General features: G+C 71.1%; 16 protein-coding genes. 8 read left to right on the forward strand and 8 right to left on the reverse strand.

The annotated features are described in order from the left end of the window. Positions 1–136: 136 nt before the first annotated feature. The 6 genes from F3H10_RS10655 to infB all read right to left on the reverse strand — a co-directional run bounded on the left by F3H10_RS10655 (position 137) and on the right by infB (position 9762). Entirely contained in the window at positions 137–940 is an 804-nt protein-coding gene (locus F3H10_RS10655) for an alpha/beta fold hydrolase (RefSeq protein WP_149784752.1), read from the reverse strand. 9 nt (positions 941–949) lie between these two features. After that, positions 950–3727, reverse strand: a complete 2778-nt coding sequence (gene alaS, locus F3H10_RS10660; protein WP_149784753.1) for an alanine--tRNA ligase — start codon at positions 3725–3727, stop codon at positions 950–952. 111 nt (positions 3728–3838) lie between these two features. Next, the gene (locus F3H10_RS10665; RefSeq protein WP_149784754.1) at positions 3839–6448 is read right to left on the reverse strand and encodes a heavy metal translocating P-type ATPase; all 2610 of its coding nucleotides are present in this window, start codon (positions 6446–6448) and stop codon (positions 3839–3841) included. Positions 6449–6451: 3 nt separating this feature from the next. Next, positions 6452–7378: a sulfite exporter TauE/SafE family protein gene (locus F3H10_RS10670; RefSeq protein ID WP_149784755.1), complete on the reverse strand. Its 927-nt coding sequence runs from the start codon at positions 7376–7378 to the stop codon at positions 6452–6454. Positions 7379–7485: 107 nt separating this feature from the next. Further along, positions 7486–7899: a plastocyanin/azurin family copper-binding protein gene (locus F3H10_RS10675; RefSeq protein ID WP_149784756.1), complete on the reverse strand. Its 414-nt coding sequence runs from the start codon at positions 7897–7899 to the stop codon at positions 7486–7488. Between the two features lie 69 nt (positions 7900–7968). Continuing rightward, on the reverse strand, positions 7969–9762 hold the full coding sequence (gene infB, locus F3H10_RS10680; RefSeq protein WP_149784757.1) for a translation initiation factor IF-2: 1794 nt from the start codon (positions 9760–9762) through the stop codon (positions 7969–7971). A 143-nt stretch (positions 9763–9905) separates the two neighbouring features. Here infB and F3H10_RS10685 point away from each other — a divergent pair, with 143 nt between their 5' ends. Both F3H10_RS10685 and F3H10_RS10690 read left to right on the forward strand, forming a co-directional pair. After that, positions 9906–10151 (forward strand): PRC-barrel domain-containing protein, encoded by a 246-nt coding sequence (locus F3H10_RS10685; protein WP_112077878.1) that lies wholly within the window; start codon positions 9906–9908, stop codon positions 10149–10151. Continuing rightward, positions 10151–10609: an NOB1 family endonuclease gene (locus F3H10_RS10690; protein ID WP_149784758.1), complete on the forward strand. Its 459-nt coding sequence runs from the start codon at positions 10151–10153 to the stop codon at positions 10607–10609. Before F3H10_RS10685 ends, F3H10_RS10690 begins: the two co-directional genes overlap by 1 nt. A 60-nt stretch (positions 10610–10669) precedes the next feature. Here the strand turns inward: F3H10_RS10690 and uppS are convergent, their stop codons facing one another. Next, positions 10670–11668, reverse strand: a complete 999-nt coding sequence (gene uppS / locus F3H10_RS10695) for a polyprenyl diphosphate synthase (protein ID WP_149784759.1) — start codon at positions 11666–11668, stop codon at positions 10670–10672. A gap of 133 nt (positions 11669–11801) precedes the next feature. On the opposite strand from uppS, the gene lwrS reads away from it, so the two are divergent. From lwrS to F3H10_RS10720, 5 genes are all read left to right on the forward strand, one after another. Continuing rightward, positions 11802–12167, forward strand: a complete 366-nt coding sequence (gene lwrS, locus F3H10_RS10700; protein WP_149784760.1) for an LWR-salt protein — start codon at positions 11802–11804, stop codon at positions 12165–12167. A gap of 112 nt (positions 12168–12279) precedes the next feature. Beyond that, positions 12280–12597, forward strand: coding sequence for a hypothetical protein (locus F3H10_RS10705; protein WP_149784761.1), 318 nt, complete (start codon positions 12280–12282; stop codon positions 12595–12597). A 59-nt stretch (positions 12598–12656) separates the two neighbouring features. Beyond that, positions 12657–13307 carry an HAD family hydrolase gene (locus tag F3H10_RS10710; protein WP_149784762.1) on the forward strand — a complete coding sequence of 217 codons (651 nt, stop codon included), beginning with the start codon at positions 12657–12659 and terminating at the stop codon, positions 13305–13307. 338 nt (positions 13308–13645) lie between these two features. Next, positions 13646–14056 (forward strand): PadR family transcriptional regulator, encoded by a 411-nt coding sequence (locus F3H10_RS10715; protein WP_149784763.1) that lies wholly within the window; start codon positions 13646–13648, stop codon positions 14054–14056. Positions 14057–14126: 70 nt separating this feature from the next. Beyond that, the gene (locus F3H10_RS10720; protein WP_149784764.1) at positions 14127–14651 is read left to right on the forward strand and encodes a CopG family ribbon-helix-helix protein; all 525 of its coding nucleotides are present in this window, start codon (positions 14127–14129) and stop codon (positions 14649–14651) included. 7 nt (positions 14652–14658) lie between these two features. Here F3H10_RS10720 and F3H10_RS10725 read toward each other — a convergent pair whose 3' ends face one another. Then, positions 14659–16935 (reverse strand): AAA family ATPase, encoded by a 2277-nt coding sequence (locus tag F3H10_RS10725; protein WP_149784765.1) that lies wholly within the window; start codon positions 16933–16935, stop codon positions 14659–14661. A gap of 109 nt (positions 16936–17044) precedes the next feature. Here F3H10_RS10725 and endA point away from each other — a divergent pair, with 109 nt between their 5' ends. After that, the gene (gene endA, locus F3H10_RS10730) at positions 17045–18247 is read left to right on the forward strand and encodes a tRNA-intron lyase (RefSeq protein ID WP_149784766.1); all 1203 of its coding nucleotides are present in this window, start codon (positions 17045–17047) and stop codon (positions 18245–18247) included. Positions 18248–18267 lie beyond the last annotated feature (20 nt).

An 18267-nucleotide genomic window follows, 5' to 3' on the forward strand; every position in this document is an offset into this window, starting at 1 on the left:
GAACGACCCGACGGGCGAGGGGCTCAAAACCGTTGTGGCGGCGACGGAACCGTCCGGTGTCGGGGACGGCCGCAGTCGCTCGGAGTTCGTCGAATCCGCTCGCTCGCGTGCCCGGATCGGCCACGAACCCGGTCGTTCACGCGTCCGGGTCGCTCGCGTGCTCCGCGAGCCAGCCGGCGACGACGTCGTTGACGGCCGCGGACGCCTCGACGCCGACGAGGTGGCGCGCTCCCTCGACCGCGTGAAACTCGCCGCGCGGAAGTCCCTCGGCGAGCGTCTCCCCGGCGGCAGCGAGCGGACAGACCGCGTCCTCGCTCCCGTGAACCACGAGCGACGGCAGCGTCGCCTCGTAGAGCCGGTCGGCGCGGTCGAACCCCTCGACGGCCGCCCGATGCGCCTCGAAGGCCTCTCGGTCCGCGTCCTCGGCGAGCCGCCACTCGACGATCCGGGAGAGCGCGTCGGCGTGCGTCCGCCGGAACTCCGCCGAGAGCAACCCGGACAGCGAGCCACGGACGGCGTCCGGGTCCGTCGGGTCCGCCCACACGCCCGCCGGGTTGTAGGCGTCGCCGGTCGGCGGCGTCCCCACGAGCGTCAGGCTCGCGGGCCGCGAGGATTCGAGCCCGTACGCGAGCGCGACCATCCCGCCGAGCCCGTAGCCGACGAGGTGGGCGTTCCGGACCCCCTCGGCGGCACACACCGCTTCGAGGTCGCCGGCGAGAGTCTCCACGGAGTACGGCCCCGGCGGCGCGTCCGAGCGCCCCACGCCGCGCGTCTCCGGCGTGACGACCGTGTGTGGCCCCGCGAGCGCGGCGTGTTGCCAGCCGAACTGCCACGCGCCGAGGCCCACGTCGCCACAGAAGACGACCGCCTCGCCGTCGGCCGAGCGTCCCTCGTCGACCTCGTATCGGACCGAGACGCCGCCGTTGCTCGCGCGCGGCATGACCGGTGGTTACGCCTCCTGGAGCGTTCGCAACACGTCGGGAGCGGCGTCGAGCGCGTCGTCGAGGGCGTCGACGTCCGGACCGCCCCCCTGTGCGAAGTCCGGCGGCCCGCCGCCGCCGCCGCCGACCCGACCGGCGAGCTCCGCGACGACCTGCCCGGCGTCCACGTCGGCCCCGTCGGGCACGCCGACGACGAAGCTCGCCGAGCCGTCGGCGCCGCTGCCGATCACCGCGAGCTTCCCGTCGTCGACGTGGGCGTTCGCGGTCGCGCGCAGCTCGTCGGTGTCGCCGTCGAGCCGCTGTATCACGGCGGTGACGCCGCCGATCTCGACCTCCTCGGCGTCGGCACCGCCCGACGCCCGCGCGGCCGCCAGCTCCTCTTTGAGCGTCTCGATCTCCTTGCCGCGGCCCTTCCACTCCTCGAAGAACCGCTCCGCGGTCTCGGGCACGTCGAGCGGGTCGACATCGAGGGCGTCGGCGGCGTCGTACAGCGCGTCCTCGGTCCGCTGGGTCGACTCGATGGCGGCCCCGCCGGCGGCGAAGACGATCCGCTCGACGCCGTCCTGGACCGGCTCCGTCTTCAACACCTTGACCGCCCCGACGTCGCCGGTTCGGTCGACGTGGGTGCCAGCACACGCCTGGACGTCCGCGTCGCCGACGTGGATCAGCCGGACGTTCGTTCCCGGCGGCACCCCGCCCTGATAGAGGTCGAAGCCGTGTTCGGCCTCCGCCTCGTGGCGGTGGGGCCACTCCTGTCTCACCGCGACGTTCTCGCGGACCAACTCGTTGGCGACGCGCTCGATGTCGCGGACGTCCTCGCGGGTGATCCGGTCGTAGTGGCGCACGTCGAGCCGGGAGGAGTCGAGCCCCTTCTGTGCGCCCGCCTGCCGGACGTGGTCGCCGAGGACCTCGCGGGCCGCGTGCCCGATCAGGTGCGTCGCGGTGTGGTGGACGCGCAGCCGCTCGCGGCGGTCACCGTCGACCTGCCCGCGGACGAACTCGCCCTTCCCGGGGTCGGCGTCGGTCCGGTGGAGGACGACGCCGTCGACCTCCTGGACGTCGGTGACGTCGGCGGTGGTCTCGCCGCCGACGAGCTGGCCGCGGTCGGCCGGCTGGCCGCCGCCCTCCGGGTAGAACATCGTCTGGTCCAACACCACGTCGTAGCCGTCGTCGGCCTCGAACACGTCGAGGACGACCGCCTCGAACTCCGTCCGACCCTGGTCGTCGTAGAAGAGCTTCTCCGTCTCGGGGAGGTCGCTGAACCGCTCGTCGCGGTCCCCCTCGGACTCCTCGGCTCCGTCCTCCTCGTGGCGGTCCGCGACGAGCGCGTAGAAGTCGTCGGGAACGTCGACGCTCGCGCCGCGGTCGGCGGCGATCTCCGCGACCATGTCCGGCTGGATCCCGTGGGAGTCGTACAGCTCGAGCAGCTCTCCCGTCGGGATCGACTCGCCCGTGCCGGCGTACTCGTCCGCGAGCTGTTCGACCTTCCGCGAGCCGCGTTCGAGCGTCTTCCGGTACTTCCGCTCCTCCGTGCGGACGATCTCGCGGATCGTGTCGCGGTTCTCGTACCCGAGCCGGTCGGCCTGCATGTCGACGAGCTCGTCGAGCGGGGCGTCGACGCCGACCTCGTCCACGAGCCGCTTCGTCCGCCGGAGCACCATCCGCGCGAGATAGCCCGTGCCGACGTTCGAGGGGACGATCCCGTCGCCGAACATGTACGCGAGCGTCCGCGAGTGGTCGGCGATCGCGTAGATCGACTCGAGCGGCTCGACCAGCTCGCGCAGGCGGTCGACGTCGACGTCGAGCCGCTCGGCGATCTCGCCGCGGGCGTCCTCCACGTCGTCGACGTCGTCGATGTCCAGCCGGCCGGAGAGCTTGGCGGCGCGGGCGACGAGCGTCTCCTCCTCGTCGGTGTACGCGAGCCCCGCGTTCTCCTTGAGGAAGTCGATGGCGTCGGGGTAGATCGCCTCGTAGACGGTGGGCGTCCCCTGGCTCATCCACGTCCATCGCTCCAGGCCGTAGCCCGTGTCGACGATGTACGTGTCCATGAACGAGTAGGTGTTCCCGTCCTTCATCACGTAGTCGCCGTCGGGGTCCCGCTCCATACACATGAAGACGAGCGTGGCCAGCTCGGCGCCCTTGTAGATGACCTCGATCGCGGGGCCGGCGTTGCCGCCGCCGACCCACGGGTCCTCGATGTAGGTGATCTCCTCGAGGTCCGCGCCGAGCTCCTCGAAGAGCCCGTCGCAGTACTCGACGGTCTCGTCCTTCCAGTACACCTCCCCCTCGTAGGCGTACTCCTCCTCGGCGTCCTCGCGGGTGTTGAACGCGTGGTGGGCCATCATCTCGAAGGCCATCGTGTGCCGGCCCGTCTTCCCGACGTTGTCGATGTCCTGCATCCGGATACAGGGCTGTGAGATGGTGAGCGGATTCGCCGGCGGCGGCGTTTTCCCGGACGTGACCAGCGGCTGGAAGTCGTAGATCGACGCCTGCGTGAGGAGGACGTCGTCGCGCCAGCGGTTCGCCGCGACCGGGTACGGGTCGATCCGCTCGTGGCCGTGGTCCTCGAAGTACGAGAGGAACGCCTCGCGCATCCCCGAGAGGGTGTACGACTCCGGGAATCCCGGGTCGTCGATGAAGCTGTAGTCCTCACACGGCGGTTCGCCGCACAGTTCGCGGTCGGGGTCGCGCGTCCAGAAGTGCGCCCCGCAGGAGGGGCACTCCTTTCGCTCGAACCCCTCCTCCTCGAAGTAATCGAGGCGGTACTCCGCTTCGAGATCGCTCATTACCATGTCGTGACCCGTGTTCGTCCAAAAGGGTTCCGGGGCGCGGGTACCGGCGGGAGACCGGTCGCATCCGGGGGAATCCGGTGGAGTCGAGTGGATCCGATCGGGCGCTCACTCGCTCAACAGCGGGCGCGAGGAGTTCGTCACCACCAACAGGCTCGAGAGGCCCATCGCGACCGCGGCGAAGAGCGGGTTCAGCAGGCCGGTCACCGCGAGCGGTATGGCGACCGCGTTGTACAGGAACGCCCAGCCGATGTTCCCCTTCACGCGCCGGCCCGCGGCCCGCGAGAGCTCGAAGACCGTCTCGATGGACGAGAGGTCGTCGTCGATCACGGCCACGTCGGCGGCGTCGGCCGCCATGGCCGTGCCGCCCCCGAGCGCGATGCCGAGGTCGGCGGCCGCGAGCGCCGGCGCGTCGTTGGTCCCGTCGCCGACCATCACCGTCCGCCCCCGCTCCTTCAGTCGCCCGACGGTCTCGGCTTTCCCCTCCGGCGGCACGCCGGCGAAGACGTCCGAGACCGCGTCGTGCTCGCGGAAGACGGTCGCCGCGCGCGCGTCGTCGCCCGTGAGCACGACCACCTCGACGCCGGAGTCGGCGAGCGCGGTCACCGTCTCCTCCCATCCCTCACGGAGCTCGTCGCCGACGACCACCAGCCCCTCGGCCGCGCCGTCGCGACCGATCGCGACCGGGACGCGCCCCACGTCGCGGGCGGCCGCGACCGCCTCGCGGATCGCCTCCGGGACCGCCCAGCCCCGCTCGTCGAAGAGGTCCGGGTGGCCGACGACGACCTCGCTCCCCTCGACGACGCCGGACACTCCCCGAGCGTGGCTCTCGAAGGCGTCGACGGTCGGGGCGTCGGGAGCGGCGGTGCCGTCGGAGGCGGCGTCGCGGTCGTCGTCGGGGGCTTCGGCCGTCCCCTCCGTCACCGCTCCGCCGTCGGTGGCGGGTCCGTTCCCCGCGTCGCCTCCGCCTCCCTCGCCGCCCCCGTCGTCCGCCCGTGCCGCCGCGATCGCCCGCCCGACGGGGTGCGCCGAGCGCGACTCCAGCGCCGAGGCGAGCGCGAGCAGGTCGTCGTCGACGTCGCGGTCGAGCAGCCGCATCTCGCCGGTCGTGAGCGTGCCGGTCTTGTCGAAGACGACGGTGTCGGCCCCGCGGATCCGCTCGAAGACGGTGTCGTCGAAGACGACGATGGAGCGTTCGAGCGCGTCGCGGAGCCCGGCGGCGACCGCGAGCGGCGTCGCGAGCCCGAGTGCGCACGGACACGAGACGATGAGGACGGTGAGCGCGACGAGCATCGCGGTCGTGACCCCGTTGCCGAGCGCGAGGTTGACCGCGGCCGCGACGACCGCGACCGCGAGCACGACAGGGACGAAGACGGTCGCGAGCCGGTCGGCGAGCTTCTGGACGCCGTGGTTGCCGCTCTGGAGGTCCCACACGAGTTCGGCGACGCGGTCGAGACTCGAGCTCGCCTCCTCGCCCACGGCGACCGTGAGCGAGCCGTCGGCGACGACGGAGCCGCCGACGACCGTGTCGCCCGGCTCCTTTCGGACCGGCATCGACTCGCCGGTGACGACCGACTCGTCGACGGCGGCGTCGCCGTCGATCGCCTCGCCGTCAACCGGGATCCGTTCGCCCGCGCGAACGAGCACGCGGTCGCCCGGTTCCAGCGCGTCGATCGAGACCTCCGTCGGTTCTCCGGAGACGCCACCGCCCCCGTCGGCCCCGCTCTCGTCAGCCCCGGCCCCGCCGACCCGCCTCGCGGTGTCGACCTGAACGGCGGTGAGATCTGAGAGCAACTCGGTCGCCCGCCGCTTGACGGAGGACTCGTAGTGGTTGCCGACAGTGACGATCACGATTATCGCCACCGTCACGTCGTAGTAGATGGAGGGGTCGGGGAGCAGCGCGACCGCCAGCGTGCTGTAGAGGTACGCGCTGACGGCGGCGATCGCCACGAGCAGGTCCATATTCGGCGAGCGCGTCCGCGCGCTCACGTACGCGCCCCGGAGGATCGGCTTGCCGGTGACGAACAGGACGATCGTCGTCAACACGCCGATCACGATGAAGAAGTACGTCCCCGACGTCGAGGCCATCGCCTCGTTGAGGTACTCGAGCGTCCGCTCGTTGTAGAAGGGGAACGCGAAGTACGTCGGGTAGATCAACACGACGTACTGTAACATGACGGCCATCCCGACGAGCACGCCGATCGCGAGCCGGGCGGTCGCCATGTTGTCTGCCTGCCGGCGAGAGAAGGCGTCGTCGCGGGAGTACGCGCTGTAGCCGAGCCCGCTCACGGCGTCCGCGAGGTCGTCCGCGGAGACGTCGTCGGGGTCGTGATCCACCCGCACGGTGTCGGTGACGTAGCTCGCGCTCGCGGCGCTGACGCCCTCGGTGTCGGTCGCGACCGTCTCGATGAACGCCTCGCAGGTCGCACAGTGCATCCCGTCCACCTCGAGGAACGTCGCCTCGTGGTCGGCCGGAACGGCGGAGTCGTCGCCCTCGCCGGTGGACCCGTCGTCTTCCCGCCGCGCCGCGACGTCCTCGGCGTCCACGTCGACGTCCCCGAGCGCGTCGTACACGTCTCGACAGCCGACACAGCAGAACCGATTGCCCTCGTCGTCGACGACCTCGACGCCCTCGGTCGGGAGGTCACAGAGCGTACAGTCGGGGAACGGTCGGTCGCCGGGCGACCCGTCACCGGTCGTTCCGTCGTCCGTGCTCATCGCTCAGGCACCTCCGAGACCGCCGAATCCGGTCACGTCTGCCATCCCGCCCGCCAAACCCATCCCGGCCATGCCGGCGTCAAGCGGGTTCCAGAACGGGAGCCGCGGGTGCGGGACGTGGATCCCGACCGACATCAGCCCGTGGGCGAACAGCACGTACCCGAGCGCGAGGAACGCGACCCCGAGCAGGCGGTGGACCCGCCGCCGGTGGACCGCGTCGACGCTCCCGATCAGGGTGCCGTACAGGAACACCGCGGGCATCGTTCCGATGCCGAGCGCGGCAAGCGCCAGTCCCCCCGACAGCGCCGACCCGCTCGCGAACGCGTACAGGTACGCCGGATAGAGGATCGGACAGGGGAGCAGTCCGTGGACCGCCCCGAGCCCGACGATCCCCGGCCCGTTCGCGAGCCGGTCGACGTGTCCCGTCAGCCAGCTCGTGACCCGTCCGAGCCCCGGGAGGTGGACGCCGCCGGTCGCGCCGCCGAGGACGTACCGGACGCCGACGGCCATCACGAGCGCGCCGACGCCGAGGCCGACGACGCCGCGGACCGTCCCCGCCGCGCCGGTGACCGTCGCGGTCGTCACGAGGACGACCCCGCCGAGCGCGCCGAGCGCCGCGCCGATGAGCGCGTAGCTCGCCGTCCGTCCGAGGTTGAACAGCGCGTGCTGACGCACCTCGTATGTGGTGAGGTGGCCGCCGCGGGCGTCGGGGCCGGTCCGGGTCGTCGCCGCACCGCTCGCGCCGCCGTCGGCTCCGCCCGAGCCGTGGGTTCCGTGTCCGCCGCCGTCGGTCCGCCCCGCGTCGGGGTCCATCCGGGCCGCGTACGTCGTCACGAGCGGCCCGCACATCCCGATACAGTGGGCGCCGCCGAGCAGACCGATGGCGAGGAACAACAGGACGTCGACGCCGAGCAGGCTGGATGGGTCCATCGCGTGGTCACCGCGAGTTGGGTGCGCGTGCGGTAATGGGTTTCGTCGGATCCCGCCCGAAGGGAAGCGGCGAACCGCGACGTGAGAGGGCGGGCGCGACCCCCATCTCACTCCTCGACGATCACGGCCCCGACCATCCCGCCCGTCTCGTGGGGGAGACAGACGTAGTCGTATCGACCCGGGACCGAGAACGTGTGTGAGAAGCGGTCGCCGTTCTCGAGGCGGCCGCCGAAGTCGGACCACGCCTCGCGGGCGGCGGCCTCGCTCTCGAACCCACCGGAGGCGAAGTACTCGGCCGCCTCGGGGATCGCGTCCTCGTAGGCGGTGACGGTGTGGCCGCGGACGCTCGTGTTCTCCCAGACCACGCTCTCCCCGACCTCGACGGTCACCTCCTCGGGAACGAACCCGGTGGCGGTCATCCCCACGTCATACTGGTCGGCGAGACAGCCGGCGAGCGCGAGCGAGGAGCCGACCGCGACGCCGGCCGCGCCGGCCCGCTCGAGGAACCGTCTCCGGTACATGTCGGTTCTGGGGGTTTCGGTCGCTTTAATACCGCGATCGCTCCCGCGTCACGGGAACCGCCCTCTTCGTCACTTCCCCCAGAACGGGTCGCGCTTCCGGCGGGTCTCGAGATAGCCCGAGAGCGCCTCACGCTCGTCGGCGGTGATCTCCTCTTTGAGCTCCTGTTCGAGGATCTTCGCGTGCTTCTCGGGCAGCTCCGTCCAGAGGGTGTCGCCCTCCTCGATGTCGCGGCCGACGGTGGGGCCGTCGATGGCGATGCTCACACGCTCGCCGGCGCGGGCCTCGTCGACGTCGTCACCCTGTTTCTGGATCCCGGAGAGCCCGCCGACGCGGTGGAACTCGTTGCCCTCGAAGTAGCCCACGTTGCGGTTGTTCTGGAGCGTTCCGGCGATGACCTCGACGCCGACGACCGCGGGATCGTTCTGTCTGAAGGTGTGATCGGGGAGGAGTCGGAAGCGGGACGGTCGGACCACCTTGTCGAGCACCGTCTCCTGTTGGGCGCGCTGGCGCTCCTCGACGTACGTCTCGTAGTCCTCGATCAGCTGGTAGATCACGTCGTTCGTGAACAGCTTGACGTCGGCGCTCTCGAGTTCCCGCTCGGCGTTCGCGAGGAGGTCGACGTTGAACCCGAGTATCGCCTTGTGCTCGTCCTGGTTGGCCGTCTCCGCCACGGCGATGTCGCGGGGCGCGATGTCGCCGACCTCCGCGCGCAGGATCGGCACCTCCGCCTCCCGGAGCGCGTTCGCCATCGCCTCCAGCGATCCGAGGGTGTCCGCCTTGATCACGACGCCGTCCTCGGCGGTGTCGACCTCGATCTCCGCGAGCTCGGCTTTCACCTCCTCGATCACGTCCTCGACCGGGCTGTCGCGGACGACCCGGACCGGCGCGCCCGCCATCGCGTCGTCGAGGTCGGGCGCGGCGATCTTCACCCCCGCGGCCGCGCCGACCTCCGCGACCTTCTCGAACTTCTTCTCGGTGCGGATCTCCTCGAGCGGGCGCGGCTGGAGGAGCGCGCGCACCTCGGTGACGATCGGGTCGGCCTGCCCGCCGACGACGACCCGGTCGCCGTTCCTCACCACGCCGTCGTACACCACGGTGTCGACGGTCGCGCCGAACCCCCGCTCGTCTTTGACCTCGAGGACGGTCCCCTCGCCGGGACCGAACACGTCGATCTCCATCTCCTCCTTCATGAACCGCTGGGAGAGCCCCATCAGCACCGCGAGCAGGTCGGGTATCCCCTCGGCGGTGAGCGCGGAGACCGGGACGACCCCGATGTTCTTCTGGAAGTCCTGAACCCGCCAGTAGAGGTCCGCCGAGAAGCCGGCGTCGGAGAGCTGGCCGATTATCTCGTAGAGCTTCTCGTTGAGCATCGACTCCGCGCGCTCCGACTGCGCCTCGAGGCTCCGCTGGATCGGCTCGCCCTCCTGGGGGTTCCAGCCGGGCGTCGTGTCCACCTTGTTGGCGGCGACGACGAACGGGGTGCCCGTGCGCCGGAGGATGTCGATCGCCTCCTCGGTCTGCGGCTGGAAGCCGTCGTTGACGTCGACGACGAGCACCGCGATGTCGGCGAGTGCGCCCCCGCGGGCGCGCAGCGTCGAGAAGGAGTGGTGACCCGGCGTGTCGATGAAGAGCAGCCCGGGCAGGTCGAAGTCGTCCGGGTTCACGAGCTCGCCCGCCATCGTCGAGATCGTCGAGAGCGGGATGTCGGTCGCGCCGATGTGCTGGGTGATCGCGCCGGCCTCGCCCTCGCTCACCGCGGAGCCGCGGATCTCGTCGAGGAGGCTCGTCTTCCCGTGGTCGACGTGGCCGAGCACGGCGACGATCGGCGTCCGAAGGGTGTCCGCGTGTGTGTCGTCAGTCATGAGAATCGCCCCCGAGAAGGTGGTTGCCTCCAGTTCGGCTCGGCCGTCAGTTAAGCCTTTCAGAACGCGCTCGCCATCGGGCGCGTCCGTCGGGCGTCCGACGGCCCGTGGCGTTTAATACCGTCGACCGGAAGTGTGCGCACATGGCGAACATCTTGGCGGAGAACCTGTCGGGGAAGGCGGTGATGGGTTCGGACGGGACCGAACTGGGCGATCTGTACAACATCACGATGGACCTGAAATCGGGACAGCTCCACCACCTGCTCGTGAGCCCGCACGAACAGCTCAACCCCGAGCGCGTGGCGTTCGACGTCGACGAAACGGGGCGACTCCGGGTACCGGTCGGGAACGTCCGGGCGGTGAAGGACTACATCGTCGTCGGCCGCTGATGAGAGTTCTCGACACGTCCGCGTTCATCCACGAGTACACCACCGACGACCCCGTGGTCTCCGTCCCGGAGGTCCACGACGAACTCCAGGGCGAGACCGCGCTCCGGTTCGACGCGATGGAGGGCTCGGGGATGACGATCCACGTGCCGGCCCCGGAGGCGGTGACGAACGTCCAGCGCGCGGCCCGCGGCTCCGGCGACGCCGCGGAGCTGTCCGAGACCGACGTACGACTGATCGCGACCGCCCTCGAGCTCGACGCCACCCTCGTCACCGACGACTACGCGATGCAGAACGTCGCCGAGCGGCTCGATCTGGGCGTCGAACCCATCGCTCGCGACGGGATCACGGAGGAGCGGGAGTGGCGGTTCCAGTGTGTCGGCTGTAGCCGGACCTTCGAGGAGAACCGCGAGCGCTGTCCGATCTGCGGCAGCGACCTCACGCGAAAGAACCCGGCGTAGTCGGAGATCGAGAAGTAGGTTTCGGCGTAGTCGGCGGAACGAGAGCCGTTCCGGCCGGCCTCAGTCGGCCGGCTCCGATTCGGCGTCGGCGTCGACCGCGCCGCTCGAGGCCGACGCGACGGGGTCCGTGTCGGCCTCCGGAACGGCCTCGTTTTCCGGGAGTTCCTCGGCGACGACGTCGAGTTCGCTCCGCGGCAGCCGCCCGCGGAGCCGGCCCGCCACCCGGCGCGCCTCCGCCAGTTCGACCTCGGCGACCGCTCGCACCAGGGCCGCGGCGCGTTCCGCACGGGCACGCTGCCAGGACTCCTCTCGAGCCTGGTACGTCCGGATGGCGCGCATGAAGTCCACCTCCGAGAACTCGGGCCAGTAGGGCGTACAGAAGTAGACGGCCGCCTCGTTGCCGTTGGCGTGCCACGGCAGGAAGTTCGAGGTGCGCTCGTCGCCGCCGGTGCGGACGATGAGGTCCACGTCGCGGATCGGGCGGTCGTAGAGCCGGCGCTCGACCGTCTCGACGTCCACGTCCGCGGGGTCGAGTTCCCCGTCCGCGACCTCGCCGGCGACGCCGCGGGCCGCGTCGAGCAGCTCCGTCCGGCCGCCGTACGCCAAGGCGACGTTGAGCGTGAATCGGTCGTTGTCGGCGGTGCGCTCCTCGGCGTAGTCGACCGCGTCGCGGACCCGCGGCGGGAGCCGGTCGACGTCGCCGATGGCCCGGACCTGGACGCCCTGGTCGTGGACGCGGTCCGCGTCGGCGAACTCCAACAGCTTGGCCTCGAGGAGGTCGAAGAGCGGCTCGAGTTCCTCGTCCGGTCGCTCGAAGTTCTCCGTCGAGAAGGCGTACAGCGTCAGCTCCGAGACGCCGAGGTCCGCACACCAGTCGAGGACGCGCTCGGTGGTGTTCGCGCCGGCACGATGGCCGTCGGGCGCGTCGTCGCCGCGCTTGCGGGCGTACCGCCGGTTCCCGTCCTGAATGACGGCGACGTGGGTCGGGACCGTCTCGACCCGGCGGTGGAGGTACCGCAGGTACGCGCGTTCGACGGCCGAGCGGAGCCGGTCCAGCATGGTCGGCGTAACGCCGCCCGGTCGTATGTAGCTTGTCGTTCGTCCTCGTTGACAGTCGCTCTCGCTGGCAGGGACGCGGTCGCGTCCTGACGCCGCCGAAACCGTTATTCGCCGATCGGTGGATGATACGGGCGTGAACGCCGCGTACGTCTTTCGCGTCGCCTTCCGACTCGATCCCGACGGGGCGAGCGCCGACCCGGATCGCTTCGAGACGACGGTGGAGATCCCCGCGGTCGAACCGGGCGAGGAGGGGTGGCTGCTCTTTCGCGACCGGCTCTGGCGCGGCGAGGTCGGCGACGCACCGTCCGCCCGCCGGTTCCTCGGCGAGCGGCTCGGCGTCGAGGTGGTCGAAGTCGACTTTCGCGAACTCCGGACCGACCGGACGTACCTCGAGGCGCTCGAGACCGAGATCGCCGCGGATCCGGACCGGTTCAACGCCGACGACGTCGACGAGGTCCTTCACAAGTACCTCGGGTCGTCGATCCACGTTCGGGAGTAGTGCCGCGGCGACGCCACGACCGTCACCACCGTCACGGTCGCCACCACGGTCACGACCGCCACGACCGCTACGACCGCTACGATATATATCGGGCCGACCCGTGGTTCCGGCCGTGAGCCCTCCACCCGACGACGCGGCCGAGACCCGCGATCGGCCGTCCGATGACGACTCCGGAGACGCGCCGGGCGTCGACGCGACGACCCGTTACTGGATCGTCCGCAAGGCGGTCGAGGACGCGTTGATGAACGTGTTCTGGACGATCGTGTCGCTCGCGCTCGCCGTCGCGCTGCTCTGGTTCGGCGTGATCGCGGCGATCGGCGCGGTCGACGGGTCGCTCCTCATGATCCCCATCGCGGTCGCCCTGCTCGGGCTGGCCGTCGTCACGTTCGCCGTCGCGCTCGAGGTCCCGCTCCCGTTCGTCGGCGACTGACGCTCGCTCGGCGGCGTCGCCACAACGCACTTATCGGGTCGGGGCCTACGGGAGACTCCATGGTCCTCGCCGAGTACGACTTCCACCTGTTCGACCTCGACGGGACGCTCGTCGACGCGGAGTGGGCGTACACCCGCGGCGTGTTCGACCGCGTCGGCGACCGCCTCGGCCGGCGCTTCACGGACCGCGAGGCGTACGTCCTCTGGCACGGGCTCGGCGGTTCACGCGGCGAGACCCTCCGCGGGATGGGCGTCGACCCCGACCGGTTCTGGCCGGCGTTTCACGACGTGGAGGACCCGATCGCCCGCGCGGAGGCGACGTACCTCCACGACGACGCGGCCCGGCTGCTCGACCGGCTCGACGCCGTGAACCGGCCGGTCGGGCTCGTCACCCACTGCCAGCGGTTCCTCGCCGAGCCCGTCCTCGACCGGCTCGATCTCGGCTCCCGGTTCGACGCGATCGTCTGTTGTACCGACGAGACCGGCTGGAAGCCCGACCCGGACCCCTTGGAGGTCGCGATGGACGCGATGGGAGTCGATCCCCGCGACCGGGGGTATTACGCCGGCGACGGCGAGAGCGACGTGGGCGCGGCCTGGAACGCGGGACTCGACGCGGTCCACGTCGAGCGCGTCGGCCACGCGGACCGGGGACGGTGCGTGCTCGGCGACCGCCGCGTGGAGGGGTTCGACGAGCTGTTGGAAGCGACCTGAACGCCGTATCGCTTTTCTTCGACGATGTCTTCGATCGCGGTGGCGCGCGCGAAACGAGCGGCGGAGCCGCGAGTCGCGCGCGAGGGAGTCGCGAACGCTTGAAAAGCGTGAGCGACAGCGAGGCGCTCCGCGCCTCTGGCAACCGGCGCGAAGCGCCGGTGACGAGGTTGGGGAGGGGTGAGGCGCGGTACGGGAACCGCGCCCGTGACTTCCGCAAGTGACTCGTCGTGACTTCCGCGAGGGATCCGTCGTGACTTCCGTGAGGACCCGACCGTGACTTCCTCCGGTTCTCGGGTGTCGACCGAAACCGTCGTGGCGGTTCGACCGGAACACGGGGTATGACGAAGTGGTTCCACAGCGGGCGGCGGCGCGACTGCTGTGTGCTGGTGTACGAGGCCGGCGAACTGCGGGCACAGTCGCTCAAGAGTCGGCTCGAGTCCCACTACGACGAGCGGATCGACCCCCAGAGCTTCTACGCGACCCTCTCAGCCCTGGTCGAGGCCGGCTACCTCACCCGCCGTGCCGAGGGCCTCGCCGACGTCTACACGCTCACCGACGCCGGCGAGGTCGCCCTCCTCGACCACTACGAGTGGATCTCCGAGCGCGTCGCGGCCGGAAACGAGCGGATCGACGAAGGCGGGAACGACGCCGACGGAATCGTCGGAAACGACGACGACGCCACGGACGCCGGAGTCGACGACGCAAACCGAATCACCGGAGTCGACGACTCCCGAGACGACGCCGAGTGAACCGCTACCGACGCCGGCAGCGACGCGGCCGACCTAAAGGATTAACAACATCGAGGGAGTAAATTAATATATGACCGTCGTCAGCGTGTCGATGCCCGAGGAGCTGCTCGATCGGATCGACGAGTTCGCGGACGAACACGGGTACACCGGGCGCAGCGAGGTGGTCCGTGAGGCCTCCCGGAACCTCCTCGGCGAGTTCGAGGACGCCCGGCTGGAGGACCGCCGGCTGATGGCCGTCGTGACGGTGCTCTTCGATTACGAGACCACGAGCGTCGAGGAGCGGATGATGCGACTTCGACACGAACACGAGGGGCTCGTCGCCTCCAACTTCCACAACCACGTCGGCTCCCGGTACTGTATGGAGCTCTTCGTCCTCGAGGGGAGCCTCTCGGAGATCTCCACGTTCGTCGGGAAGGTCCGCGCCACGAAGGACACCCTCACCGTCGACTACAGCGTGACCCCCGTCGACGAGTTCGGCGCCGGCGGGCTCGAGGCCGTGGAGGCCGCGAGCGGGGGCGGCCACGATCACGGAAACGGCCATGACCACGACGACCGGATCGAGCGCGCCGACGAGACCGGCGAGGACGAGGAGTGACGCCGCGCTACGGCCTCGAGGCCGATACGCTCTCGATCGCAGCCGTGAAGTCATCGCCGGTGATCCCGACCTCGTCGGCGTGGTCGTTTGCCGCCTCGCCGTGTTCGTCCGCGACCCGCTCTATCGCGGTCATCGCCGCCTCCCGGCAGACCGCCGCGATCTCCGCGCCCGAGTAGCCGTCGGTCTCGTCGGCGAGCCGCCCTAAGTCCACGTCGTCGGCGACCGGTTTCTCTCGGGTGTGAACGGCGAACACCGCCCGCCTGGCGTCGCGGTCGGGTTCGGGCACCTCGACGTGCGTCTCCAGCCGACCGGGACGCAACAGGGCCGGGTCGATCGCCGCCCGGCGGTTCGTCGCGGCGAGCACCACCAGGTTCGGGTTGTCGCTCGCGCGGTCCAGTTCGGTGAGCAACTGGGAAACCACCCGCTCGCCGACGCCGGAGCCGTCGCCGCCCCCGCCGTCGCGGTCCGCCGCGATCGCGTCGATCTCGTCGAAGAAGACGATCACCGGGGCGGCCTGTCTGGCGCGGTCGAAGAGGTCGCGAACCGCCTTCTCGGACTCGCCGACGTACCGATCGAGCAGCTCCGGACCGGCGACCTGAATGAAGTTGACTCCGCTCTCGCCCGCGATCGCCCGCGCGAGCAGCGTCTTCCCGGTGCCCGGCGGCCCGTGGAGGAGGACGCCCGTGGGCGGGTCCGCGTTCGCGGCGTCGAACAGCGGGCCGTACGTCAGCGGCCAGCTCACCGCGCGCTCCAGCTTCTCCTTCGCCCCGTCGAGCCCGCCCACGTCCGAGAAGTCGGTGGTCGGCTGTTCGGCGACGTACTCGCGCATCGCGCTCGGCTCGACGGCGGCGTGGGCCGCCTCGAAGTCGCCCCGCGTGACCGTCACCTCGGCGAGCGCGCGGGCGTCGCTCTCGCGGGCGCGCCGGAGCGCGGTCATCGCCGCCTCCTGGGTCAGCCCCTCGATGTCCGCCCCGACGAAGCCGTGGGTCCGGCTCGCGATCCGGTCCAGGTCCACGTCGTCGGCGAGCGGCATCCGCCGCGTGTGGACGTCGAGGATCTGTCTGCGACCCGCCTCGCCGGGGACGCCGATCTCGATCTCGCGGTCGAACCGGCCGCCGCGGCGGAGCGCGGGGTCGAGCGAGTCGACCCGATTGGTCGCGCCGATGACGATCACGTCGCCGCGGGCGTCGAGTCCGTCCATGAGCGAGAGCAACTGGCCGACGACGCGGTTCTCCACGTCGCCGCCGTCGTCGCGCTTGCCCGCGATCGAATCGATCTCGTCGAAGAAGACGATCGCGGGCGCGTCCTCGCTCGCGCGCTCGAAGACGTCCCGCAGGCGTTCCTCCGATTCGCCCTTGTACTTCGACATGATCTCCGGGCCGTCGACGGTGATGAACGTCGCGTCGACCTCGTTGGCGACCGCGCGGGCGATGAGCGTCTTCCCCGTGCCCGGCGGCCCGTACAGCAGGACCCCCTTCGGCGGGTCGACCCCGAGCCGGGTGAACACTTCCGGCTCCGATAACGGGAGCTCGATCGTCTCGCGCACCAGTTCCAGCTCCTCGTCGAGCCCGCCGATGTCCTCGTAGGTCGCGCCGGCGGTGTGGTCCGCGGGCGGGGCCGGGTCGTCGCCGGCGGGGTGGCCGTCGGTCCCGGGCGGCCCGTCGGCCGCCTCCGATCCCGTTCCGGACCTCCCGCCCGACTCCGCGCCGGATCCGGTGCCGGGGTCCTTCCGGTTCCCGTCGACGTCCGATCCGGTTCGATTCGGCTCGCCGTCCTCCTCCTCGTAGTCGACCGACACGTCGGTGCCGGTCGTGACCCGGACGGTGCCGCTCGGCCGCGTCTCGCGGACGACGAACCGGAGGCCGCCGAGCCGCTCGACGTGGACGGCCTCGCCCCGGGAGATCGGTCGGTCGCGGAGGTCGCGGGCGAGCGCCCGCTCGACGACCTCGCGGCTCACGTCGACCGACGCCAGCCGGGCGGGCGCGCCGAAGACGACCCGGTCGGCGTCGGCGACCTCCACGGGGCTGACGGTGACCGCGTCGCCGACCTTCACGCCGGCGTTGGCGCGGGTGTCGGCGTCGATGAGGACGGAGCCGTCCTGCGCGTCGGGGCCGCCGGGCCACACCTTCGCGACGGCCGAGCGCTCGCCGTCTATCCGGACCGTGTCGCCGCTGAGGAGGCCGAGTCGCTTGCGCGCGGGTTCGGGGAGCCTGGCGATGCCGCGGCCCGCGTCGCGCTTCTCGGCGGCGCGGACCGTGAGACTGACGCCGGCGGTCTCGTTCATGGGTCGCCTTCCGCCCGCTGGCCCTTTACCCTTACTCGGGGCGTCCACCGAGCGTGACGCCACTCCGCCGACCGCAACCGCCTTACCCCGTCCGACCGGGTGTGCGAGCATGCAACCGACAGGCGACCTCCGCGGCGACGCGGTCCACGTCGGCGGGGACGCCAAACAGCGGTTCTACGACTCGCGGGGCTACGGTCGCCCGGTCGGCGGGAACGCGATCGAGCTCTCGCGAGTCGAGGCCGCCCACCTGCTGTTCCGCGGCGACCTCGCGGGGGTGACCCTCGCGTCCGACGACGACCCCGCCGGATTCGAGCGGTTCTTCGTCGACAGCGCGGTCGCGGTCGACCGGTTCGCGGTGCGGTACCTCGTCTACGCCGACCTCCGCGACCGCGGGTTCTACCTCTCGCCCGCCCGCGAGCCGTGGCCGGGCGGCCGGGCCGAGGTCGCCGACGCGGTCGATATCGTGGCCTACGAGCGCGGGTCGACGCCCGACACCGGGAACGTTCACTACCCGGTGCGAGTGGTGGGCGAACGCGAGTCGGTCCCCGCCGGCGACGTGGCGGGCCAGACCCTCGCCGTCGTCGACGAGGAGAGCGACATCACCTACTTCGAGACCGGCCGTCCCGACCTGGAGGGCTCGACCGACTACGACCCGCCCGCCGACCTGACAGGAGTCCTGCTCGCCGACCGGGTCGTAGTCTGGGACGCGCCGCCGACCCTCTACGAGCGCGGGTTCTACGGCCAGCCGCTGACGGGACGGGCCGCCGCGGTGGAGGGCGTCGTCCAGCTCTCGCTCGTCGAGGCCGCGTCGCTCGCGGCCGACGGGGTCCTCCGGCTCTCCGAGGTCGTGGACGACGACCCCGCGAGCCACGGCGACGGCGACCCGCCGGGCGACGACCCCGTGAGCGCCGACGCCGCCGCCGACCCAGTGAGCGCCGCGGCCGCGATCGTCGCCCGCGGCCACGCGGTCGAGGGCGACCGGTTCGACCGTCGGCTGGCGACCTACCGCGACCTCCGCGATCGCCGGACCGTCCCCAAGACGGGATTCAAGTTCGGCGCGGACTTCCGGACCTACCTCGACGTCGAGACGGTCGAGGACCTCCCGCACTCCGAGCACCTCGTTCGGGTGGTCGAGCCCGGTCACGCGTTCGCGCCGCGCGAGCTCTCGCTCGACGTGCGGCTCGCGGGCGGCGTCCGCAAGGAGCTGCTGTTCGCGCTGACGGACGGGAGCGGGGATCGGGGTGAGCCCGGAGCCGATGACGGAATCGACGACGGGATCGAGTGGCTCTCGGTCGGGAGGCTGACGCCGTGAGGGGACTCCCGTGACCCTCG

Origin of the sequence: Halorubrum aquaticum (assembly GCF_900113615.1) — an archaeon.
In the GTDB taxonomy this organism is placed as follows: domain Archaea; phylum Halobacteriota; class Halobacteria; order Halobacteriales; family Haloferacaceae; genus Halorubrum; species Halorubrum aquaticum.